Raw genomic sequence first — 22,496 nt, 5'->3', positions numbered from 1 at the left:
CCGTTGCCATGCCCTGGATCGATACGCACTGCCACCTCGATGCCGCCGAGTTCGATGCCGACCGCGCGGCCGTGCGCGACGCTGCGCGTGCGGCAGGCGTGGCCTGCTGCGTGATTCCGGCCGTGGCCGCCAACAGCTTCGAAGCGGCTGCACAAACGGCCCATGCCTTTGGCGATGCCTATGCACTGGGCATCCACCCGCTCTACACACCCGCCGCGCGCGATGACGACCTGCAGACGCTGCAGCAGCAGCTTGCCGCCCGGCAGGGCGATGCCCGGCTGGTGGCCGTCGGCGAGATCGGGCTGGATTATTTCGAACCGCTCGACAATCCCCGCCAGGAGCGCTTCCTCCGCGAACAGCTGCGCCTGGCCAAGGCACAGCGCCTGCCGGTCATCCTGCATGTGCGCCGCTCGGTGGACAAGGTACTCAAGTACCTGCGGGAAGCGCATTTCGACGGAGGCGGCATTGCCCACGCCTTCAATGGCAGCCGGCAACAGGCCCAGGCCTTTCTGGACCTGGGCTTCAAGCTGGGTTTTGGCGGCGCCGTGACCTATGACCGTGCCCTGCAGTTGCGCCGGCTGGCGGCCGAGCTGCCGGCCGACGCCATCGTGTTGGAGACCGATGCGCCGGACATTCCGCCGCACTGGCTGTACGTGGCGGCACATGCGCGCGCGCAGGGCCTGCCGCAGGGCCGCAACAGCCCCGCCGAGTTGCCGCGCATTGCGCGCACCGTCGCCGGGCTGCGCGGCGCCGACACTGAAGAATGGATGCAGCAGACCGCGCGCAATGCGCTGCAGGCGCTGCCCCGCCTCGCTGCGCTGTTTGCCACCCCATGATCGTGCACCCATCCACTGCGCCCATCGCATCCCCCGCGTCCGCCGCCCTCAGCGGCCTGGCGCCGGTGGCCGATATCCATACGCGCATCCTGATCCTCGGCAGCTTTCCCGGCGCCGCCTCGCTGGCGGCACAGCAATACTATGCACACCCGCGCAACCAGTTCTGGCCCATTCTCGCGGCACTGTGGCCCCAGTTCCCACAGCCGCTCGACTATGCGGGCCGCTGCGACTGGCTGCGGCAGCGGCGGCTCGGGTTGTGGGACGTGTATGCTGCCTGCGAGCGCGAGGGCAGTCTCGACAGCGCCATCCGCAACGCCCGCGTCAATGACCTTCCCGCCCTGCGCGCGCAATGTCCCGACCTGCAATTGATCGCCCACAATGGCGGCGAGAGTTGGCGCCATGCCCGCATCACCCGCCAGCTCGGCGTGCCCGTGGTGCGCCTGCCTTCGACCAGCCCGGCCAATGCGAGCTGGAGCTTCGAGCGCAAACTGGCCGCCTGGCGCGCAGCTTTTGAACCGGCTCTTGCTGCCTGATCGCAAGGGCCGGGACAACCCATGAACCCCGCGAAAGGATTTCCCGCGTGAAGAACGCCTCTCCTGCCGGCAGCGAACTGCCCGGCGTCAGCATCTCCGAGGAAGACGGCGTGCGCCACCTGCACCTGGATTCGCCCTGGATCCAGGGCTCGATGCGCATTGCCAAGCCCGTCGACATCGAACTCGAATACGTGCAACGCATGATGGCCTGGCTGCTGTTCTTCGAGCCCGATGCCGTTCCCGATCTGCATGCCATGCAGCTCGGGCTGGGCGCTGCGGCGCTCACCAAGTTCTGCCACAAGCGCCTGGGCATGCGCACCACCACCATCGAACTGAACCCGCAGGTGGTCGCTGCCTGCCTGCGATGGTTTCGCCTGCCCGACAACGACGAGCGCCTGCAGGTGCTGCTGGCCAACGCCGAGGAGGCGGTGCAGGACCCCGACTGGCTCGGCAGCGTCGATGCGCTGCAGGTCGACCTCTACGACCACGAGGCGGCCGGCCCGGTACTCGACAGCGCCGAATTCTATCGGCACTGCCATGCCATGCTCAGTCCCGAAGGCTGCATGACCGTCAACCTGTTCGGTCGCCACGCCAGCTTCGAGCGCAACATGCAGAACATCGCCAGCGCCTTCGGCGCCGATGCCGTCTGGCACTTCAAGCCTACCCGCGAGGGCAACACCATTCTGCTGGCGCGCAAGTCCCCCGGAGCCTTCGACCTGCCGCTGCTGCGTCACCGTGCCGAAGTGATCGAGCAGCGCTGGAAGCTGCCGGCGCGCCTGTGGGTGCATGCACTGCAGGACTGGCGACCAGAGGGTTTGGCCTGATCTTCCCGGAACCTGGTCACAGCCAGAGCAGGCAGGCACTGCCCAGTGCCAGACCGCCCAGCACCACCGGCAAGATCGGCAGGAACAGCGCGCGCCCGCCAACCACGCCAACCAACCCGAGCTTGACCAGGCTGTTGCTGACCGCGGCCAGGAAAATGCCGCGCACGGCCACCGCCGCATCCAGGTTGCCCAGCGCGCTGCGCGAGAGCGAGAGGGTGATGGCATCCACATCCGTCAGGCCCGCCAGCAGCGCCACCACGTACACCCCGGCATCGCCCAGATAGTGGCGTCCGGCCTGCACCAGCAGCAGTATCAGCGTCAGCAGTGCAGCAAAACGCAGCGCCGGCCACAGCTCGAAAGGGTTGTTCAATGGCGCCTGGGCGGCGGCCTGTGGCGCGCTGCTGCGGCTGGCGCGCAGCCAGAACACCAGGCCGCCCGCGATATAGACCGCCGTGCACGCCAGCAACGGCAGCGCCAACGCCGGCAGCAGGCCGTGGTTGATCACCGCCACCGCCAGCAGCATGCGCACGAACATCAGGCCCGAAGCCACCAGCAGCCCGGCAGCCAGCACCCAGCGCAGTTCCCTGCGCTCGCCCATCTTGGAGAGCGTGAGCGTGATCGCCGTGGAGGAGACGATGCTGCCGAGCACGGCCGTCAGCATCAGCCCGTAGCGCTCGCCCGCCACGCGGATGGCCACATAGGCGGCAAAGCCCAGCGCCGCAATCAGCACCACCATCCACCAGATGGTGTAGGGGTTGAGCACCTGCCAGGGCCCATAGCCTTCATTGGGCAGCACCGGCAACACCACCAGCGAGATGAAGAGCAGCTTGAAGGCTCCCGTCAATTCGCTCGCCTCCATGCGCTGCAAGGCCTGGTGCAGGCGTTCCTTGAGACTCAGCAGGATGGCCAGGACCACCGCACAGCCAGCCGCAAGCAATGGCATGCCGGCCATCGCCAGGCTGCCCAGCGCGAAGGTCGTCAGCAAGGCCAGCTCGGTGGTCAGGCCCACGTCCCCGGTGATCCGGCAGTGCGCCACATAGCCGGCCAGCGCCAGAATGCCCACGACCAGCAGCACCGCGGCCCAGGCGGCCGCGCCCAGTTGCGGGCCCAGGCCCTGCGCCAGCAGCACCGCCACGCCACCGAGCAGACCGGCGATGGAGAAGGTGCGAATGCCCGCGCTCTGACGCGCATCGTCCTCGGCGCGCTCGCGCCAGCCGCGCTCGGCGCCCACCAGCAGGCCGATGCCCAGCGCCACCGCCAGGTTGAAGAAATGGCTCAACTCGTCGGGAAGATGCATGGCCGTCTGGTGTGCTGGTTTCGTCAATGAACAGGAAGAAATGCAGCGGATGGACTCCTGCCCGGAAAGGTACTGGTGGCCCGATGGTCTTCAGGCCGCCCCTGTGCTCTCCCATGCGCTGATATGCGCCGATATGCGCTGATACATGCTCATATGCGCACCTGGAGACCGGGCCGCGAGGGTTCATCAGCGCCGATAATGGCCGCCATGCCATCCAGAGGAGAATCCGCGTCGGTGATCATCGCACAAAGCCGCACGGCGCCGCGGCTCCGCAAAATCCACAGCAGCGGCAATGCCATGCCCAAAGCAGGCCTGCGCCCGTTACAGTGCAGGGCAGACACCATGACGATGCACCATGACCGAGTCTTCGGCACCTCCGCCTTCCCCGCCTGAGCACGCGCCGGCCCCAGCCGAAGCACGGTCTCCGGCTGGCGGCCCTGAGTGCGCTGACATGCCGCCGCCGGCGCGCGCGGCCCGTCCGCGCGAGAGCCGCATCGAGCGTGCCATCCTCTATCTGCTGGCCATGGTCTTCCTGGCGCTGGGCATCATCGGTGTGTTCGTCCCCGGCCTGCCGACCACCGTGTTCATCCTGATGGCGGCCTGGGCCGCGGCACGCAGTTCACCCCGGCTGCACCAATGGCTGCGGCGCCACCGGCTGTTCGGTCCGATGCTCGTCAACTGGGAGGCCGGCGGCTACGTCAGCCGCAAGGCCAAGCGCAGCGCCTCGCTGGCCATGCTGGCCTGCATGCTGGTCATGGCCGTGTTCCGGCCACCTGTCTGGGCGATGATACTGGCCGCCAGCTGCATGGCCGGCGTGGCCATCTGGCTGTGGCAGCGACCGGAGCCGCCTGCCGGCCGTTGAGGCATGGACTTGGCCACGCCCCCCGCCAGGTCGGCACCAGCGCGTCCGGTCGAGGTGCATGAAGGGGTCGCGCACAGCCACGTGCCGGATCGCCCGCTGCCCCTGGCGCCCCCCGATCAGCATTCAACGATGTTCACCGCGAGACCGCCGCGCGAGGTTTCCTTGTACTTGGTCATCATGTCCGCACCCGTCTCGCGCATGGTCCTGATGACCTGGTCGAGGCTCACGTGGTGCGTGCCGTCGCCGCGCAGCGCCATGCGCGCGGCGTTGATCGCCTTCACCGCCGCGAGCGCGTTGCGCTCGATGCAGGGGATCTGCACCAGGCCGCCCACCGGGTCGCAGGTCAGGCCCAGGTGGTGCTCCATGCCGATCTCGGCTGCGTTCTCCACCTGCTCGGGCGTGCCGCCGAGCACGGCGCACAGGCCCGCCGCCGCCATCGAGCAGGCCACGCCCACCTCGCCCTGGCAGCCCACCTCGGCGCCGGAGATGGAGGCGTTCTCCTTGTAGAGGATGCCGATGGCACCGGCGGTGAGCAAGAAGTCGACCACGCCCGCGTCGTCCGCGCCCGCGACGAAGCGCCGGTAGTAGTGCAGCACCGCCGGCACGATGCCCGCCGCGCCGTTGGTGGGTGCGGTGACCACGCGGCCGCCGGCGGCGTTCTCCTCGTTCACCGCGAGCGCGAACAGGTTCACCCAGTCGATCACCTGCAGCGGGTCCTCGGACGGCTGCGGCCCGCCCTGCAGCGCCTGATGCAGCGCGGGCGCGCGCCGGCGCACCCTGAAGCCGCCGGGCAGCACGCCGCCGGTGCCGCAGCCGCGCTCCACGCAGGCCTGCATCGCGCGCCAGATCGCGAGCAGGCCGGCGTCGATCTCGGCGTCGCTGCGCCAGTGGCGCTCGTTGGTGCGCATCACCCGCGCGATCGAGCCGCCGTGGGTGCGCGCCTGGGCCAGGAGCTGCCCGCCGCTGTGGAACGGCAGCGGCAGCACCGTGGTGTCGGGCGCGATCTGCGACTGGCGCGCGGCGTCGGCGGCGGCCTCTTCGCTCACGATGAAGCCGCCGCCGACCGAGTAATACACCTGCGCGTCGAGCAGCCCGCCGACGGCATCGAAGGCCTCGAAGCGCATGCCGTTGGCGTGCAGGGGCAGCGTAGTGCCGGGCACGAGCAGCAGGTCGGCCGCCTCGTCGAAGGGCACCGCGGGCCCGTCGGCCAGCGGCAGCACGCGCTGGCTGCGGATGCCGTCGATGATGCCGTCGATGGCATTCACGTCCACCGTGTCGGGCGCATGCCCGGCCAGGCCCAGCAGCACGGCCCGGTCGCTGGCGTGGCCGCGCCCCGTGGCGCCCAGGGAGCCGTAGAGCGCGCTGCGCACCCGCGCCACCGCGGGCAAATGCCCGTCGCGCGCCAGGCGCTGCACGAAGAGCCGGGCCGCGCGCATGGGCCCCACGGTATGCGAGCTCGACGGCCCGATGCCGATCTTGAACAGGTCGAAAACGCTGACGGCCATGGCGGCTCCGGTCGTGGGAATAGATGGGGATCCGTGCGGCCGCATTGTGCGGCATGGGGTGCCGCTGCCGGCGCGCCGCCTACTCCACGCCGAGCAGGTCGTAGATGCGCTGCACGTAGCTGCCGAAGGCCGGGCTGGTCTTGACGTGCAGGGTGCGCGGCTGCGGCAGGCTGATGTCGAAGCACTCGGCCATGCGTGCGGGGCCGGCCGTCAGCACCGCGCAGCGCGAGCCCAGGAACACGGCCTCCTGGATGCTGTGCGTGACCACGATGAAGGTCTTGCCGGTGCGTTCGCGGATGCGCAGCATCTCCAGGTTCATCTTCTCGCGCGTGAGCGCATCGAGCGCGCCGAACGGTTCGTCCATCAGCACCAGCTTGGGGTCGTGGATCAGCGCGCGGGCGATGGCGGCGCGCTGCTGCATGCCGCCCGAGAGCTCGTAGGGCATCTTGTCGGCGAAGCCGGCCAGGCCCACCATCTCCAGGAGGGCCAGGGCGTGCTCGCGCGCCTGGCGCTTGTCGATCTTCAGGATGTCGGCCGGCAGCAGCACGTTGTCGAGGATGGTGCGCCACTTCAGCAGCAGCGGCTGCTGGAACACCATGCCGACGTCGCGGCCCGCGTCGAAGGCCGCGTGGCCCGCGCCGCCGATCTCCAGCGTGCCGCCGTCGTGGCCGTGCAGGCCTGCCAGGATCTTCAGCAGCGTGGACTTGCCGCAGCCCGACGGCCCCACCAGCGAGACCATGTCGCCGGGGAAGACGTCCATGGTGACGTCGGAGACGGCCAGGAAGTCTTCGCCGCGCTTGCGGTACACCTTGCGCAGGTTGCGCATGCGGATCAGCGGCGCCGCATCCGGTGCGGTCGGCGTGGCCGGGGAAAGCGCTGGCGCTGCGGCGCTCATGACAGCCACCGTGCCAGGTTCTCGCGCACGAAGGCGTCGTCCGCCAGGTCGCCGTGCGCGGCGTACACGCGGTCGATCTCGGCGGACTGGCCGGGGCCCAGGCCTTCGGCCGGGTCCAGGCACCAGATGCCTTCGAGCAGCCCCTGGCGGCGCAGCACCTCGTGGCAACCGGCGATGCAACCGTGAAAGTTGTTGCGCACGTCGAAGAAGGCGGCGTTGCAGTCGGTCACGCGAGCGTCCAGCGCCAGCACCTCGGGCGGCAGCGCGCCGCCCTGCGCCGCGATGGCGGCCTTGATCTGCGCCAGCTGGCGCACCGCGCTGTGCGTCCAGACCGACCAGTGGCCCAGCAGGCCGCCGCGAAAGCGCACCGTGACCGGCTCGCCGCCGCGCATGGCGACGAAGGGCAGCGCGAGGTCGAGCACAATGTGGTCGTCGTTGCCGGTGTAGAGGAACACCCGCTCCTCCGCGCCCGCATCGACCAGCCCGCGCACCACGTCGATGGTGCGGTAGCGGTTGAACGGCGCCACCTTGATGGCCAGCACGTTGGGAATGAGAGCGAAGCGCCGCCAGAAGTCGCTCGACAGCACCGGCCCGCCCACCACCGTCTGCAGATAGAAGCCGACGAGCGGGATCTCCCCGGCCACGGCCTCGCAGTGCGCGATGAGTTCGTCTTCCGAGGCCCCGGCCAGCGCGGCCAGGCTCAGCAGCCCGGCGTGGTAGCCCAGCGCCACGGCCGTGCGAGCCTCGGCCCGCGCCTGCGCGGTCGGGCCGCACAGGCCGGCCACCATGGCCATGGGCCGGTCGCTCCAGGCCAGCCGCGCTTCCATCGCGCCGCGCAGCACGGTCTCGTACAGGCCACGCTCGCGGATGGCGAACTGCGTGGTGTGCACTCCCACGGCCAGGCCGCCGGCGCCGGCGTCCACGTAGTAGCGCGTGAGGGCGCGCTGGCGCCGCGCATCCAGCTGGCGGTTGGCATCCAGCGCCAGCGGGTGGGCGGGAATCACCGCGCCCTGCGCCAGCAGCGCCAGCACGTCGTGGGGCAGATCGTTTCGGTTCAAGGACATCGGGGACTCCTGCGGGGCTTGGTGGCCGGTTGCTTGCGATGGTGGATGGCTCCGGCCTCAGTAGCGGCCGTCGCGCGATTCGAACTTGGTGGGCTTGCCGTACAGGCGCTGCTCGCGGCGCGTCCAGTCGGTCACCCAGAGCATGAGCTGCGACAGCGGAACGCGCGGGTAGCCGAACAGCCGCTCCGCCTCGCCCGTGTTCATGAGCCAGGCCGTGGGCGCTTCGGCGCCGGTGATGGTGGCAGGCCGCTCGAGCAGGCGGGCGAACTCCTCGGCCAGCCAGCGCACGGAGGTGGTCTCGGGGCCGCTCACGTTGATCGGCGAGGTCGGCACCGTGGCCGCCGCCAGGCAACGCAATGCCTGGGTGTTGGCATCGCCCTGCCAGATCACGTTGACGTGGCCCATGGTCACGTCCACCGGCTCGCCGCGCCAGACCTTGGTGGCCACGTCGGCCAGCACGCCGTAGCGCAGGTCGATGGCGTAGCTCAGGCGGAACAGCCGGCCGGGGGTGCCGTGCAGCTGCGAGAAGTGCTCGAACAGGCGCTCGCGCCCGACGCAGGAATTGGCGTATTCGCCGGGCGGCGCGAGCGGGGAATCCTCGGCCGCACCCTGGCCCGTGACCGGCACGAACGGGTACACACAAGCCGTGGAGAACGCCACGATGCGCGAGCGGGCGAACGTTTCAGCCACCAGCGCGGGCACGTAGGCATTCATGGCCCAGGTGAGCGGCATGTTGCCGCCCGCGCCGAACTTGCGTCCCGCCATGAACACCACGTTGGCGCATTGGGGCAGTTGCGCGAGCGCGGCCCGGTCCTGCAGATCGCAGGCAATGGTCTCGATGCCGTGCGCCTCCAGCTGCTCGCGCACGCCGGGTTCCGAGAAGCGCGCCACGGCGATCACGCGGCGCTCCGGCGCCATGGCGTTGCGCGCCAGGCGCGCCAGGGTGGGTCCCATCTTGCCACCCACACCCAGGATGAGCAAATCCCCCTCCGTGCGGGCCATGTCGCGCACCAGGTCGCTCGTGGGGGTGGAGAGATAGGCTTCCAGCGCCTCTTCGGTCTCGAAGCAGTCGGGCAGCGGCAGGCCGTCGAGCACGGCGGGGGAGAATTCAGCGGTCATGGTGGATGTCGTGGTGGTCATTGGATGCGGGCGTCCTGGGTGATGAAGAACCGCTCCAGCAGCAGAACCAGCAGGTAGAGCAGCACGCCGATGGCGGTGATGAGCAGCACCGCCATGAAGACAGCGGGAGTGTCGAGCGCGGCCTGCACCTGGATCATCAGGTAGCCCAGGCCCTTGTCGGAGGCAATGAATTCCCCCACGACGGCGCCCGCCACGGCCAGGATGGTCGCCACCTTCATGCCCGAGAAGACGTAGGGCAGCGAGCCAGGCAGCTGGATGTAGCGGAACAGCTGCCAGCGCGAACCCTTGAGCGAGCGCACCAGATCCAGCAGGTCGGGCTCCGTCTCGTTCAGACCCCGGATGGTGGTCATCAGGATGGGAAAGAAGCACAGGCTGAAGGTGATGAGGATGTTCGGCCCGATGCCGTAGCTGAACCACACGATGAGCAGGGGCCCGAGCGCCACTTTCGGAATCATGTTGAGCGTGACCAGCACCGGAAACACCAGCAGCATCAGCCGCTTGCTGGTCACGAACAGCAGCGCGCAGAGGATGCCCAGCACCAGCCCCAGCACATAGCCGCCGAACACCTCGACCGCCGTCACCGCCGTGTTGGACACCCAGGCGTACTGCGGGTTGGCGAGCGTGGCCAGGACCGCCGACGGCGCGGGCAGCAGGAACGGCTGGATCGCGAAGATGCGCACCACCGCTTCCCACAACGCGATGCCCGCGGCATGCACACCGATGATCGTGGCCCAGCGGCCCCAGGGCCAAGGGTCACGCCGCGGGGGCGGGGCGGCGTGGAGCGGGCTGGCCGCGGCGGCGGGGGTGTGCGCTGTCATGCAGATGCCTTCGTGGGAGTCGTCTGCTTTGCATCATAGGCGCGAATTGACTTTTGTCAACCAGTTGGTTGATATTTGGCCGTAATGCGTTTCATGGTCAGTCCAGGGCCAGTTCAGGGCCGCAAGGCGTTCAGTACGAACGCGATCACATGCCTGCGCCGCTGCAGCAAGGCGCTGGGGGCATCCAGCGAGCGCCCGAAGATGGCAGACAAGGTATGGTTGTTGGAGAAGAAGAAGTACGACACGCCCGCCATGGAGATGTACAGATTCACGGCGTCGTACTCCGCGCGGAACACGCCCGCCTCCACGCCTCGGCTTAGTGTGGCCTCCAGCATCTCGATGAAGGGTGAGTGCATGGTCTTGAGCCGGTCCGACGCAAGGATGTAGCGCCCCCGGTTGCGGTTCTCATCGGTCAGCAAAGAGATGAACTCCGGGTGTTCGGCCAGATAGTCGAACGAGAAGCCAACCAGTTCCGACATGGCTTCGAGCGGGCCCATGGCATCGAGCGACAGCGCCTTCTCCTTCTCGCGAATCTGCGCATACACCGACTCCAGCGCCACCAGATACAAGCCTTGCTTATTCTCGAAGTAGTGGTAGACGAGTTGCTTGTTCACGCCTGCCACCCCGGCGATTTCATCGACGCGCGCTCCAGCGAAGCCCTTTGCCGCGAATTCCCCGATGGCGGCGGCAATCAACGCATCGCGCGCCGAGGCACTGGAAACCTGGCGCCGGGTGCTGGCGCTCTTGCTCTGGGAGGGGGGGGTGGATGTGGTGGTCATGTCTTGCGCTCTTCTGTTGCCAGCCATCATGCAGGCTGGCATTGCCTAGTAACCAAACAGTTGATATTATAAATGCACTACTAGATGACGGCCCATGCAGCCAACACGTCTCCAGGAGGCCTGCATCACCTCGGCGGCAAGCCAGGGCCGTTGTCGCGGCAGTTGCAGTGCAAGGAGATTCTTGCTATCAGCAGCGCTGCCGTTGGCTACAAGAATCCACAAGGCACAGCGCCGCCAGAACAGATCCCAAGGCGTCGCGGTCTCGCAGGCTTTCACTGGAGAAGCTATCACACACCCGCCCTCTTCCTTCCTTTTCCTGGAGCGAACACCGATGCGCATCCGACCCATTGCCCTACTGTCCATCCTGGGCACTGCCCTGGCCCTGCCCCACGCTGCGTTGGCCGACGAGCGCATGAATCTCATGCTCAACTGGACGCCCACCGCCGACCATGCCCCTCTCTACTATGCCAAGGCACAGGGCTGGTATGAGCAGGCCGGCATCAACCTGAGCATCGAGGCTGGACGCGGCTCCGCAGCCTCCGCACAGCGTGTTGGAGCCGGCGGCGCGCAAGTCGGCATTGCAGACTTGCCCACCGCCATGCAGGCGCGCTCCAAAGGCGCCGACCTCAAGGCCGTGATGGTGATCTACGCCAACAGCCCCCAAGGCTTCTACTGGCGCAAGTCTGCCGGCATCGGCAGCCCCAGGGATTTCGTGGGTCGCAAGATCGGCAACCCGCCCGGCGATGCCGCCCGGCTGATGTGGCCGGCCTTCGCCAAGAAGGTGGGCATCGACCCCTCCTCCGTCACGTTCGTGAACCTGAGCCCCCAGGCCAAGGTGGCGGCACTCAAGTCAAAGTCGGTGGACATCATCAGTGACTTCTACAACGAGCACGACATGAAGGTGCGCGATTTCGGCGACGACCTGGGCTTCGTCGCGTGGCGCGACGTGGGGGTGAACGTGTATGGCAACTCATTGGTGGTCAACGGTGCCTACCTCGACGCCAAACCCGAGGTGGTGCATCAGTTCACAGCCACCACGCAACGTGCTTATGAAGTCTGTGTCAAGGACTTCGAACCCTGCCTGAAGGCACTGACCGATGCCGCAAGCGGGCTGAACCCCGACAACCTGCGCGACCAGTGGGGCCGCATCAAGCAGCTGATGCGCGACGATACCACCACCCAGGTTGCGCTGGGCGCCTTCTCGCCCGAGCGCGTGAAGGCCGACTATGACTTGGTGCAGTCCTTGATCGGACTCGACAAGCCGCTCGACCCCGCCACGCTGTTCACCAACGAGTATCTGGACACCAGCGTGCGAATGCCGGCAGACTGACGATGTTCGAGTGGATCGATTGACCTCCTGCCCCTTCGGATTGCCCCGGCAGGCGCGCGCTGCGGTGTGACAAATCCTCGCCGGGCCACCGGCCCGACTGCGGTTTGCGTCTTGCACCGCATCGCCTGCCGGGGCAACGTGACCCGCGAAAAAACTGTGAACAGGTTCTCAGGCCAATCCCAAAGGGAGCGTGTTGAACCACGCCCTTCTCTCAACCCGCTTGAAGGTCAAAACCGACTTCACCGACGACCGCCAGGCACCGGCGCTGCCGAGCTTTGTGGCCTTGTATTGGCCAAGCGCGTGCGGTGTCAGCGGCGGTTCAGGAAGCCCGAGCCGAGCTTGAGCAGATCGCCCATGTCGAGCTTGCCATCTCCATTCTGATCCAGCACGGCCGACAGCAGCCCGCCGGCGAGGCCGCCCTGCTGCGCGGTCTGCTGACGCTCCTTGCCCAACAGCGAGCCGAGCTGGTCTGCCGACTGCGCCTGGCCGCTGGCCACTTGCTTGCCCAGGTAGCTCATGACGATGGGCGCGAGCATCAGCAGCAACTTCTGCACGCTGGCTGCATTGAGTCCCGTGGCCTGGCTCAAACCGCTTTCGGCTTGGCCCTGCTTGCCACCCAAGATGTGCCCGAGGATGGCTTCCGCATTGAACTGCGGGGCCGCCGCAGCACCTTTGCTGCCAGTCCCAGTGCCAGTCCCACTGCCCAGCAGCGAACCGAGCAGGCCGCCCAGATCCAGGCCGCCGGCCAGGCCCTGTGCCTGCTGCCCGGCAGCGGGCACATGGTCGCGCTCGATGGCGCCGAACAGCGCCTGCGCGCCACCGGGCTGCTGGGCGTTCTGTGCCAGCGCGCCCAGCAACAGCGGCAGCGCCGCGCTGATGGCCTGCTCGGTCTGTTGCGTGTCGGTACCCAATTGCTGGGCCATCTGGTTCAGCGAGCCGCCACGCAGCTGGCTGAGGATTTCTTCGGAAATGGGTTCACTCATGTTGGCTTCTCCTCGTCGGGTTGAATGTACTGGATGGCCATTCTATGCCTGCGGTTGGCTGCGCTCGCGGCGCCAGCGCAGCAGCTCGGCCAGCAGCATGCCGGCGACGCCAACGCTGATGGCCATGTCGGCCACGTTGAAGGCAGGGAAATGGCGACCCTGCCAGTGGAAATCGAGGAAGTCCACCACGTAGCCGTGCATCAGGCGGTCGATCACATTGCCGATGGCGCCGCCCATGATGCAGGCCAGCGAGAAGGACGCCAGCTTCTGCCCGCCATGCGCCCTGAGCTGCCACAGGATGAAGAGCGTCGCAGCAGCAGCCACCAGCACGAAAAACCAGCGCTGCCAGCCGCCATGGTCTGCCAACAACGAGAACGCCGCGCCGGTATTGTGCGCCCGCACGATGTTGAAGAAGCCGGTCACGACACTCGCATCGCCCCACTGGTAATGCTGCAGGATCCAGTACTTGGTCGCATGGTCAAGCGCCACCACCAGCAGTGCCACCATCAGCCAGCGCCAGAAAGGCTGACGCGCGGCCGCCCGGGAGAGGGAAGAATTCGGAAGGTTTGGAGACATAAAGGGGGCACAACATCGACATGGCCACGCAGCGCGGCCGCCAGAGGCCCGCACGATAGCACAAGCCTGCGGCCGCCAGGCCCTGATGCGGAGCGGCGCCGCCGCAGGCCAGGGACTGTGCGCTTTTCACACCGTCATCACACGGGCTTCACAGTGGGTCCTGGCACTTCAAGCGCAGTTCACGGGCGGCCGGCATCGTGGCGGGCATGTTCCCCCTGTCACTTCGATTGGAGCCTTCCATGCCCGCCTACAGCGCTGACACCATCCGCCGCGATGCCACCTCCCGCCCTCTGCCTCCCCGGCTGCGCCGCCATGCCGCATCGGCCATGCAAGCCATGGTGTCTACAGCACCGAGAACCGCCCATGACGTGGACGGTCCCCGGGCCGAGACCTTCATCCTGGAGCTGCTGCGCCTGCACGACCAGTGCCGGACAGCCGCACGGCAGCTCGGCCGAGCCGCCGCCATGGCGGGGCTGGTCTTCATCGGCTGGGCCTGCCTGCCTGCGGCCACTCAGGCGGGAGGTGCTGGCACCGGCCAGGCCGAAAGTCCCTACTTCTATCTGCCCCATGCCGACCCGGCACTCGATGCGCTGCCCCTCAAGGCCACCGAGGTGGACGTGCATGTCGCCGGTGTGATCGCCAACGTGAGGGTGCGGCAGACTTACCGCAACGAGGGCAGCCGGGCCATCGAGGCACGCTATCTGTTTCCCGGCTCGACGCACGCGGCCGTGCATGCCATGCAGGTGCGGCTGGGCGAGCGGCTGATCACCGCGCAGATCCGCGAGAAGCAGCAGGCCCGCGTCGATTACGAGGAAGCTCAGCGCGCGGGCAAGACCGCCGCGCTGCTGGAGCAGCACCGCCCCAACGTGTTCCAGATGAACGTGGCCAACATCCTGCCGGGCGACACGGTGCAGGTCGAGCTGCGCTACACCGAACTGCTGGTACCCAGCGATGGCCGTTACCAGTTCGTGTTCCCCACGGTCGTCGGCCCGCGCTACAACAGCCCCGCTGCCGCGCAGGCCCTTGACACGCCCATCGCCCAGCCCGTGCTCGCCACGGCCGCCGGCGCCACCACCCCGGCCGATGCCTTCACACTGGCGCTGCGGCTGGATTCGCCGATCCCCATCAAGGCCATTGAATCTCCCAGCCATGCCCTTGAGACGCACATTGATGACAACGGTCGCCGGGCCAGCCTGCGCCTCGCCGCCGACGCCCAGGGCCGTCCGCCGCACAACCGCGACTTCATCCTCGACTACCGGCTAGCAGGTGATCGGGTCGAGGCCGGCCTGCTGGTCTCCCACGGCGGCGACGCGGGCAACGGCGGCGGCGATGACGAGAACTTCTTCCTCGCCATGATCGAGCCGCCCAAGGCCGTCCCCAGCGCGCAGATCAGCCCGCGCGACTACATCTTCGTCGTCGATGTCTCCGGCTCGATGCACGGCTTTCCGCTGCAGACCGCCAAAACCATGCTGCGCGAGCTCATCGGCGGCCTGCGTCCCACCGACACTTTCAACGTGTTGTTGTTCTCCGGCAGCAACCGCGTGCTGCACGAGCGCTCGGTGGCAGCCACGGCCGAGAATATCCAGCGCGCCATCGACACCATCGAGCATTACCAGGGCGGCGGCGGCACCGAGCTCATGCCGGCGCTGCGGCGCGTCTACCGCCTGCCCAAGGCACCACAGCTCTCGCGCAGCGTGATCGTCGTCACCGACGGCTACGTCTCGGTCGAGCGCGAGGCCTTCGCACTGGTGCGCGAGCACCTCAACGAGGCCAATGTGTTCGCCTTCGGCATCGGCTCTTCGGTCAACCGCCATCTGATGGAAGGCCTGGCGCGTGCCGGCATGGGCGAGCCCTTCATCATCACCGACGCCCGCCAGGCCCGCAGTGAAGCCGAGCGCTTTCGCCGCATGGTCGAGACGCCGGTGCTCACCAGCGTCAAGGCAGTGTTCGACGACATTGATGCCTACGACGTCGAGCCGCCGCAACTGCCCGATGTGCTCGCCCAGCGCCCCGTGGTGCTGTTCGGCAAATGGCGCGGGACGCGCGAAGACCTGCCGGCGGGCAGCCTGCGCCTGCAGGGCCACACCGCCGAGCTGCGCTATGAACAGCGCCTGCCCTTCGCCCAGACACCGCCGGTGCCGCCAGGCGCCACACCCGCCGCCGGAAATGCCGATGCAGACACCAATGCGGATGCAGCCGCCCTGCACCAGGCCCTGCGGCACCTGTGGGCGCGCCACCGCATTGCCGGCCTCTCCGACCAGGAAGCCCTGCTGGGCGACGATTCACAGCGCCAGGCCATCACCGCGCTGGGCCTGCAGTATGGCCTGCTGACCGACTACACCAGTTTCATCGCCATCGACCAACTGGTACGCAGGGCAGCCGACGCGGTGAGCGCGCCAGTGGATCAACCCACGCCACTGCCCGAGGGCGTCAGCCCCTTGGCCATTGGCGCTGCCGTGCCCAGCACGCCGGAACCCGCCACCTGGGGCGCGGCCTTGCTGGTGCTGTCGCTGCTGGCCCTGCTGACGCGCCGCCAGCATCGCGCAGGACGCCAGCGCTGGACGCGCTGATCCCCCATCTGTCCCATCCCACCAGCCAGCCAGTGCCATGACCACTCCCACGCAAGCCTCGACATCCACCACGGCCATGCCCGCGCCCGCATCAAGCCGGAAATCACGGATCCGCACCATGGCATGGGGTCTGGCGTTGCTGGCAGCGGCGCTGTGGCCTCAGGCGCTGTGGATGCTGGCCCGCCTGCGCGACGGATCGGACGAGCCGCTGGGCATCCTTGCACTGCTGGCACTGCTGTGGCTGGGCCTGGCACAGCGGCAGCCATGGCGGCGCCAGGCCGATGCCCGCTGGCTGATGGCCGGCGCGCTGCTGACGCTGCTGGCCATGCTGGCCCATGCGCATGGGCCGGCCCTGCTTTCGGCGCTGCTGGCCATGCTGGCAGTCACCGCCTGTCTGCTATCGGTCCGGCCGGTCAAGCTGGCCAGCGCCCCGCTGCTGGGCCTGGCCGTGCTCTCGCTGCCGCTGCTGGCCTCGCTGCAGTTCTACCTGGGCTATCCGCTGCGCGTGCTGGTGGCCGAAGCCTCGCGCTGGTTGCTGAGCAGCCAGCATGTGGTCGCGCGCAGCGGCGCCAGCTTGCTGGTCGATGGGCAGTTGGTCCTCGTCGATGCCGCCTGCTCCGGCGTACAAATGGCCTGGTGGGGCTACTTCGTCGCCTGCCTGGCGGCCCTGCACGCCGGCGCGGGCAACCGCCGCTTTCTGCGCCGGCTGCCGCTGGTAGGCGCGCTGGTGCTGGCGGGCAACATCGTGCGCAACACCGTGCTGGTAGCCTGGCAGTCCCAGGGAGAACCACTGGCCCCCTTCTGGCATGAGGGCATCGGGCTGGCCGTGCTGCTGCTGGTTTGCGCCGCCGTCTGGAGGCTGATGCAGCCCAGCAGTGCAGCCTCTTTGGCGCACCGGCCGGTGCTGACAGCCTCCGCGCCAACGGTCTTGCCGCCGCGCCGCGCAGCCACTGCGCTGTGGCTGCTCGCCGGGCTGTGCGCGGCCTGGCAACTGATGGCTGCGGCGCCAGGGCCTTTTGCGCAGGACGGCCACCCATCCCGCCCCTCAGCCCATGCTGCCGTCGAATGGCCGGTCGACTGGCAGGGCCGACCTCTGCGCCCGCTCGCACTCGGTGAAATCGAGGCCCGGTTTGCAGCGCAATTCCCCGGCCGCATCGAACGCCTGAGCACTGGCCGCGAGGTGCTCGTCTGGCGTTATGTGCTGCGCCCCACGCGCATGCTGCATCCGGCCGCCGACTGCTTCCGCGGCATTGGCTACCGGGTGCATGGCGAACGCCTGGAACAGCAGGCGGGCGGGCACACCTGGCGCTGCTTCATCGCCGAGCGAAATGGTGAGAAACTGCGGGTCTGCGAACGCATCGAGGATGCCGCCGGGCACGGTTTCACCGACACCTCGGCCTGGTACTGGGCTGCGCTGCTGGACCAGACACAGGGCCCCTGGCAGGCCGTGACGGTGGTCAGCCCGCTGTAGGCGCACGTGAAACAGCGGCTGCGCGCATGCCATAGACCCGACGTACGACGCAGCCCACCAAAAAGACCATGGACAGATTCCCCCAATGCCACTCTTGAAGAACGCCCTGCGCTGGACGGCCATGGCCGCCGCCATGGTGCTGGCCGGTGGCCTGGCCCTGGCCACCGGGCTGCTGTGGTACCTGCACCCGCAGCCCGGCGACTGGCAACTGAGACTGCCTCTTTTGCGATTGGCCGACCAGCGCTTCGATGCCCCCGTGAGCATCGCCGCCGCAGTGCGGTTGCTCAGCCAGCCTGGCGTCGGTCGCCTGCTCGATGGCAGCACATGGCAAACCCCGGCCGGGCTGCTCCACATCCGCTGGGACGCCGCGCAGCAGGCCCAGCAACTGCGTTGTGCGCCTTGCCGCCTGCTGCTGCCGGCCCTGGGTAGCGCGCCCCTGGAACTGCCTGAACTGGAAGTCTCGCTGCACGGCCAAACCCAGGGGCAAGGCCATGACGCCGTGGAGCAACTGCGCGGCCAGTGGCGCGCCAACGGCATCCATGGCCAATGGCAAGGAACGCTTGACGCCCATGCGATCGAAGTCGAACTGCACCTGCAGGACCAGCCGCTGCAGGAGGCGTTCGCGCTGTTCGGCGGCGCCATTCCCGAACTGGCCCACGCACACATCGAAGGCAGCATCACCCTGAATGCGCAGGCCCGCTGGCCGGCCGGCGCATTCAGCGTTGATCCCGCACTCAGCGGCTTTGCCGTCAGCGGCTTGGACACCCGGAGGCTGCTGCAAGCCCCCCATCGCTGCCAGACCGATGGCGCTCCGCCCATCGCTACGGATGGACTGCTGGCCCGCGCAGTCATCGCCGCGGAAGACCAGCGCTTCTTCGAGCACCCGGGCTACGACCTGATCGAGTGGCAGCACAGCCTGCGCCAGAATCAGCAAGCGCGCGCAGACGGACGCCCCAGCCGCCTGCGCGGCGCCAGCACCCTGACGCAACAATTGGCCAAGCTGGCCTTCACCGGCGATGACCGCACGGCGCTGCGCAAGATCCGCGAACTGCTGTATGCGGTGGAGATGGAGCAAAGCCTGGGCAAGGCACGGATCCTGCAGCAATACCTGCAGCGCGTGCCCTGGGGCGAGGGTCAGTGCGGCGGCCAGGCCGCGGCGCAGCACTACTTTGGCGTGGACGCGGCTGATCTCAACCCGGCCCAGGCGGCCTGGCTGGCCGCCATGCTGCACCGGCCCGACTACCACGCCAGGCAATGGCGCGGCACCGGCCAGATCGACCTGACGCGTGCCCGCTGGGTGCTGGACCAGTTGCGCGCCCGCCCGCGTGACCTGACGCCACGCCAACGCGCCCAGTGGCAAGGCCGGCTCGAACAGTTGGGCAGGCCGCGCCCTCAAGGCAAGGCCGGATAGGCCGCCACTCAGGCGAACCTGCCAACCGAGCGGCCCCTACGGGAGGACAACAAAGGTTTACGCGCCGCTTACCGTCGCCCCGCGCAATGCTTACATGGCCTGGCAATACTGACATCACCGTCACTGCCGCGCCGCCAAGGCCTGCAGTGTCCCCTTGATCCACCCACAGGAGAGACACCATGTCATTGAAAGCCACCCGACTGCACGCTGCAATCCTGGGCAGCCTCGCGCTGGCCATTGCCGGCACCACATTTGCCGCTGATGACGCGCAGCCATCATCATCGCCACGTCCCCACGAGACGCGGGGCCCCGGCGCCGATGGCGGCCCCCGCCAGGGACCGGACCATGCGCGTTTCGGTGAGCGCCGGCTCGCGGCCCTCAAGGAGAAGCTGCAGCTCAGCAGCGCCCAGGAGGGTGCGTGGCAGACCTGGCAGCAAGCCATGCGCCCTCCTGCCAGGCCCGCCCCTGCCGAGGGCGATGCCAAGCCGCAGGATGGCGGCCCCCAGTCCCTGGCCAAGCTGACGACACCGGAGCGCATCGACCTGCGCAATGCGCACAAGGCGCGCATGGACCAGCTCCAGGCCGAACGCGATACCGCCACCAAGACGTTCTACGCCAGCCTGACGGCCGAGCAGCAAAAGATCTTCGATGCAGAGACCCTGCCACGCCCACCCCAGGGCCCGCGCGGCCCCCAGGAGCACAGAAAGGGTGATGGCCACCGCCCTGACGCGCCCAGGCCACCGGCACCGCCTGCGGACCAGCTTCCCGCAGCCCCCGCCAGCGGCACCTGAAGCGCCTGAAGTGCGCTAAGCCTCGGTGGCTGCCGCACCGAGGCTTCAACCTGCCACACACGCACCAACGACGGGCAATGAAAAAGCGCTGCAGACGCAGCGCCTTTTTCATGTCCGCAGCCCGGCCGCTTCCACCGCGGCCAGTTGCCTGGGCGACCAGGTTCAGGCTGTCACGCCCTTGGCGACGTCCGCATACTCCTCGATCTGGTCGAAGTTCATGTAACGGTACACGCTGGTCTTGTCGGCATCGATCACACCCATTTCCTTGAGGTATTCCTCAGGTGTAGGCAGATAACCCAACCGCGAGGCGATGGCTGCGAGTTCGGCCGAGCCCAGGAACACGTTGGTGTTCTTGCCCAGACGGTTCGGAAAGTTGCGGGTCGACGTGGAAATCACCGTCGCGCCTTCGCGCACCTGCGCCTGGTTGCCCATGCACAGCGAGCACCCCGGCATCTCGGTGCGCGCGCCGGCGGTGCCGAACACGTTGTAGTGGCCTTCCTTGATCAGCTCGTTCTGGTCCATCTTGGTCGGCGGCGCGACCCACAGCTTGACCGGGATGTCGCGCTGGCCGCCCAGCAGCTTGGCCGCGGCGCGGAAGTGGCCGATGTTGGTCATGCACGAGCCGATGAAGGCTTCGTCGATCTTGGTGCCGGCCACTTCGGAGAGGAACTTGGCATCGTCCGGGTCGTTCGGGCAGCAGACGATGGGCTCCTTGATGTCGGCCAGGTCGATCTCGATGACGGCGGCGTACTCCGCATCCTTGTCGGCTTCGAGCAGTTCGGGCTTGGCCAGCCAGGCTTCCACCTTCTCGATGCGGCGCTGCAGGGTCTTCGCGTCGGCATAGCCATCGGCGATCATGTTTTTCATCAGCACGACGTTGCTGGTGAGGTATTCCTTGATCGGCTCGGGGTTGAGCTTGATGGTGCAACCGGCGGCCGAGCGTTCGGCCGAGGCGTCCGAGAGTTCGAAGGCCTGTTCGACCTTCAGATCCGGCAGGCCTTCGATTTCCAGCACGCGGCCCGAGAAGATGTTCTTCTTGCCAGCCTTGGCCACCGTGAGCAGACCGGCCTTGATGGCGTACAGCGGAATGGCGTGCACCAGATCGCGCAGCGTCACGCCCGGCTGCAGTTCGCCCTTGAAGCGCACCAGCACGGATTCAGGCATGTCCAGCGGCATCACGCCGGTGGCCGCGCCGAAAGCCACCAGGCCCGAGCCGGCCGGGAAGCTGATGCCGATCGGAAAGCGCGTGTGGCTGTCGCCGCCCGTACCCACGGTATCCGGCAGCAGCAGGCGGTTGAGCCAGCTGTGGATCACACCGTCGCCCGGGCGCAGCGCCACGCCGCCACGGTTGGAGATGAAGGCCGGCAGCTCACGGTGCGTGCGCACGTCCACGGGCTTGGGATACGCGGCGGTGTGGCAGAAGGACTGCATCACCATGTCGGCCGAGAAGCCCAGGCAAGCCAGGTCTTTCAGCTCATCGCGCGTCATCGGGCCGGTGGTGTCCTGGGAACCCACGGTGGTCATGCGCGGCTCGCAGTAGGTACCGGGGCGAATGCCCTGGCCTTCAGGCAGACCGCAGGCGCGACCGACCATCTTCTGCGCCAGCGTGAAGCCGGCCGTGGATTCGGCGGGCGGCTTGGGCAGGCGGAATTCGGTCGAAGCGGGCAGGCCCAGTTCCTCGCGCGCCTTGGCGGTGAGCGAACGGCCGATGATCAGGTTGATGCGGCCACCGGCCTGCACTTCGTCGAGGATGACTTCGCTCTTGAGCTGGAAGTCGGCAATCTGCTCGCCGTTCTTCTCGATCTTGCCTTCATAGGGGAAGATGTCGATGACGTCGCCCATCTCCATCTTGGAGACGTCGACCTCGATCGGCAGCGAACCCGAGTCTTCCTGCGTGTTGAAGAAGATCGGCGCGATCTTGCCGCCCAGCGTCACGCCGCCGAAGCGTTTGTTCGGCACGAAGGGGATGTCGGCGCCAGTGGCCCAGATCACCGAGTTGGTGGCGGACTTGCGCGAGGAGCCGGTGCCGACCACGTCGCCCACGTAGGCCACCAGATGTCCCTTTTTCTTCAGATCATCGATGAACTGGATCGGGCCGCGCTTGCCGTCCTCCTCGGGCTTGAAGGCCGCATCGGGACGGGTGTTCTTGAGCATCGCCAGGTAGTGCAGCGGGATGTCCGGACGGCTCCAGGCATCGGGCGCGGGCGAGAGGTCGTCGGTATTGGTTTCGCCAGGCACCTTGAAGACGGTGACGGTAATCTTCTCGGCCACCTTCGGGCGGCTGGTGAACCACTCGGCATCGGCCCAGCTCTTGAGCACTTCCTGCGCCTTGGCATTGCCGGCCTTGGCCTTGGCTGCCACGTCGTTGAAGAAGTCGAACATCAGCAGCGTCTTCTTCAACGCCTCGGCGGCCACGCCGGCAACCTCGGCGTCATCGAGCAGCTCGATGAGCGGATGGACGTTGTAGCCGCCCACCATGGTGCCCAGCAGCTCGGTGGCCTTGGCCTTGGAGATCAGACCGACCTGAATGTCGCCATGCGCCACGGCGGCCAGGAAGCTGGCCTTGACCTTGGCGGCATCGTCCACCCCTGGCGGCACGCGGTGCGTGAGCAGGTCGAGCAGGAACGCATCCTCTCCGGCAGGCGGACTCTTGATCAGCTCGATCAGCTCGGCGGTCTGCTGAGCGTTGAGCGGCAGCGGCGGGATGCCCAGCGCAGCGCGCTCTTGAACATGTTGGCGGTATTCAGTCAGCATAGTTTTCTCCGGGGGGCTTATGGACAGTCAGTGGGGTCTAACACGGTGCGCCATGCC

The 22,496-nt window shown here is 67.8% G+C and carries 20 protein-coding genes; 9 read left to right on the top strand and 11 right to left on the bottom strand.

Features of this window, described 5'->3' with window-relative positions; genetic code table 11:
* Positions 1-8: 8 nt before the first annotated feature.
* The 3 genes from EV687_RS13630 to EV687_RS13620 are packed head-to-tail and all read left to right on the top strand — an operon-like array spanning position 9 to position 2,193.
* Positions 9-836 (top strand): TatD family hydrolase, encoded by an 828-nt coding sequence (locus EV687_RS13630; RefSeq protein WP_122227577.1) that lies wholly within the window; start codon positions 9-11, stop codon positions 834-836.
* Entirely contained in the window at positions 833-1,369 is a 537-nt protein-coding gene (locus tag EV687_RS13625) for a DNA-deoxyinosine glycosylase (protein WP_122227581.1), read from the top strand. The genes EV687_RS13630 and EV687_RS13625 overlap by 4 nt, the downstream gene beginning before the upstream one ends.
* A 47-nt stretch (positions 1,370-1,416) precedes the next feature.
* Positions 1,417-2,193 carry a class I SAM-dependent methyltransferase gene (locus tag EV687_RS13620; protein ID WP_122227584.1) on the top strand — a complete coding sequence of 259 codons (777 nt, stop codon included), beginning with the start codon at positions 1,417-1,419 and terminating at the stop codon, positions 2,191-2,193.
* A gap of 16 nt (positions 2,194-2,209) precedes the next feature.
* Here the strand turns inward: EV687_RS13620 and EV687_RS13615 are convergent, their stop codons facing one another.
* Together EV687_RS13615 and EV687_RS18980 are read right to left on the bottom strand one after the other, a co-directional pair.
* The gene (locus tag EV687_RS13615; protein WP_122227586.1) at positions 2,210-3,490 is read right to left on the bottom strand and encodes an MgtC/SapB family protein; all 1,281 of its coding nucleotides are present in this window, start codon (positions 3,488-3,490) and stop codon (positions 2,210-2,212) included.
* Positions 3,491-3,639: 149 nt separating this feature from the next.
* On the bottom strand, positions 3,640-3,789 hold the full coding sequence (locus EV687_RS18980) for a hypothetical protein (RefSeq protein WP_162846572.1): 150 nt from the start codon (positions 3,787-3,789) through the stop codon (positions 3,640-3,642).
* 152 nt (positions 3,790-3,941) lie between these two features.
* Here EV687_RS18980 and EV687_RS13610 point away from each other — a divergent pair, with 152 nt between their 5' ends.
* Entirely contained in the window at positions 3,942-4,352 is a 411-nt protein-coding gene (locus EV687_RS13610; RefSeq protein ID WP_242612636.1) for a YbaN family protein, read from the top strand.
* Between the two features lie 116 nt (positions 4,353-4,468).
* On the opposite strand, the gene EV687_RS13605 is transcribed toward EV687_RS13610, so the two are convergent.
* From EV687_RS13605 to EV687_RS13580, 6 genes are all read right to left on the bottom strand, one after another.
* Positions 4,469-5,857, bottom strand: a complete 1,389-nt coding sequence (locus EV687_RS13605; protein WP_122227592.1) for an L-serine ammonia-lyase — start codon at positions 5,855-5,857, stop codon at positions 4,469-4,471.
* A gap of 79 nt (positions 5,858-5,936) precedes the next feature.
* Positions 5,937-6,752, bottom strand: coding sequence for an ABC transporter ATP-binding protein (locus EV687_RS13600; protein WP_122227595.1), 816 nt, complete (start codon positions 6,750-6,752; stop codon positions 5,937-5,939).
* Entirely contained in the window at positions 6,749-7,816 is a 1,068-nt protein-coding gene (locus tag EV687_RS13595) for a dihydrodipicolinate synthase family protein (RefSeq protein WP_122227598.1), read from the bottom strand. The genes EV687_RS13600 and EV687_RS13595 overlap by 4 nt, the downstream gene beginning before the upstream one ends.
* A 57-nt stretch (positions 7,817-7,873) precedes the next feature.
* Positions 7,874-8,935, bottom strand: coding sequence for an NAD-dependent epimerase/dehydratase family protein (locus EV687_RS13590; RefSeq protein ID WP_242612635.1), 1,062 nt, complete (start codon positions 8,933-8,935; stop codon positions 7,874-7,876).
* Positions 8,936-8,952: 17 nt separating this feature from the next.
* On the bottom strand, positions 8,953-9,774 hold the full coding sequence (locus EV687_RS13585) for an ABC transporter permease (protein ID WP_122227604.1): 822 nt from the start codon (positions 9,772-9,774) through the stop codon (positions 8,953-8,955).
* Between the two features lie 113 nt (positions 9,775-9,887).
* A complete protein-coding gene (locus EV687_RS13580; RefSeq protein WP_122227607.1) occupies positions 9,888-10,553 on the bottom strand; it encodes a TetR family transcriptional regulator in 666 nt (221 codons plus the stop codon).
* Between the two features lie 331 nt (positions 10,554-10,884).
* Here EV687_RS13580 and EV687_RS13575 point away from each other — a divergent pair, with 331 nt between their 5' ends.
* Entirely contained in the window at positions 10,885-11,883 is a 999-nt protein-coding gene (locus tag EV687_RS13575; RefSeq protein WP_242612634.1) for an ABC transporter substrate-binding protein, read from the top strand.
* A gap of 308 nt (positions 11,884-12,191) precedes the next feature.
* On the opposite strand, the gene EV687_RS13570 is transcribed toward EV687_RS13575, so the two are convergent.
* Positions 12,192-12,866 carry a DUF937 domain-containing protein gene (locus EV687_RS13570; RefSeq protein WP_122227610.1) on the bottom strand — a complete coding sequence of 225 codons (675 nt, stop codon included), beginning with the start codon at positions 12,864-12,866 and terminating at the stop codon, positions 12,192-12,194.
* A 42-nt stretch (positions 12,867-12,908) separates the two neighbouring features.
* Entirely contained in the window at positions 12,909-13,442 is a 534-nt protein-coding gene (gene lspA, locus EV687_RS13565) for a signal peptidase II (RefSeq protein ID WP_122227613.1), read from the bottom strand.
* 239 nt (positions 13,443-13,681) lie between these two features.
* On the opposite strand from lspA, the gene EV687_RS13560 reads away from it, so the two are divergent.
* The 4 genes from EV687_RS13560 to EV687_RS13545 all read left to right on the top strand — a co-directional run bounded on the left by EV687_RS13560 (position 13,682) and on the right by EV687_RS13545 (position 19,685).
* The gene (locus EV687_RS13560; RefSeq protein ID WP_242612633.1) at positions 13,682-16,012 is read left to right on the top strand and encodes a VIT and vWA domain-containing protein; all 2,331 of its coding nucleotides are present in this window, start codon (positions 13,682-13,684) and stop codon (positions 16,010-16,012) included.
* 118 nt (positions 16,013-16,130) lie between these two features.
* A complete protein-coding gene (xrtQ, locus tag EV687_RS18975; protein ID WP_162846573.1) occupies positions 16,131-17,483 on the top strand; it encodes an exosortase Q in 1,353 nt (450 codons plus the stop codon).
* A gap of 757 nt (positions 17,484-18,240) precedes the next feature.
* Complete coding sequence (locus tag EV687_RS19430) at positions 18,241-18,894, top strand: biosynthetic peptidoglycan transglycosylase (protein WP_423201094.1); 654 nt, start codon at positions 18,241-18,243, stop codon at positions 18,892-18,894.
* A gap of 179 nt (positions 18,895-19,073) precedes the next feature.
* On the top strand, positions 19,074-19,685 hold the full coding sequence (locus tag EV687_RS13545; RefSeq protein WP_122227624.1) for a Spy/CpxP family protein refolding chaperone: 612 nt from the start codon (positions 19,074-19,076) through the stop codon (positions 19,683-19,685).
* A 162-nt stretch (positions 19,686-19,847) separates the two neighbouring features.
* Here the strand turns inward: EV687_RS13545 and acnB are convergent, their stop codons facing one another.
* Entirely contained in the window at positions 19,848-22,439 is a 2,592-nt protein-coding gene (gene acnB, locus EV687_RS13540; protein ID WP_122227628.1) for a bifunctional aconitate hydratase 2/2-methylisocitrate dehydratase, read from the bottom strand.
* Between the last annotated feature and the right edge of the window lie 57 nt (positions 22,440-22,496).

Source organism: Corticibacter populi, from assembly GCF_004217315.1.
Lineage (GTDB): Bacteria > Pseudomonadota > Gammaproteobacteria > Burkholderiales > Burkholderiaceae_C > Lampropedia > Lampropedia populi.
The sequence above is the reverse complement of the archived record's forward strand: the minus strand, read 5'-3'. Positions and strand labels throughout refer to the sequence as shown.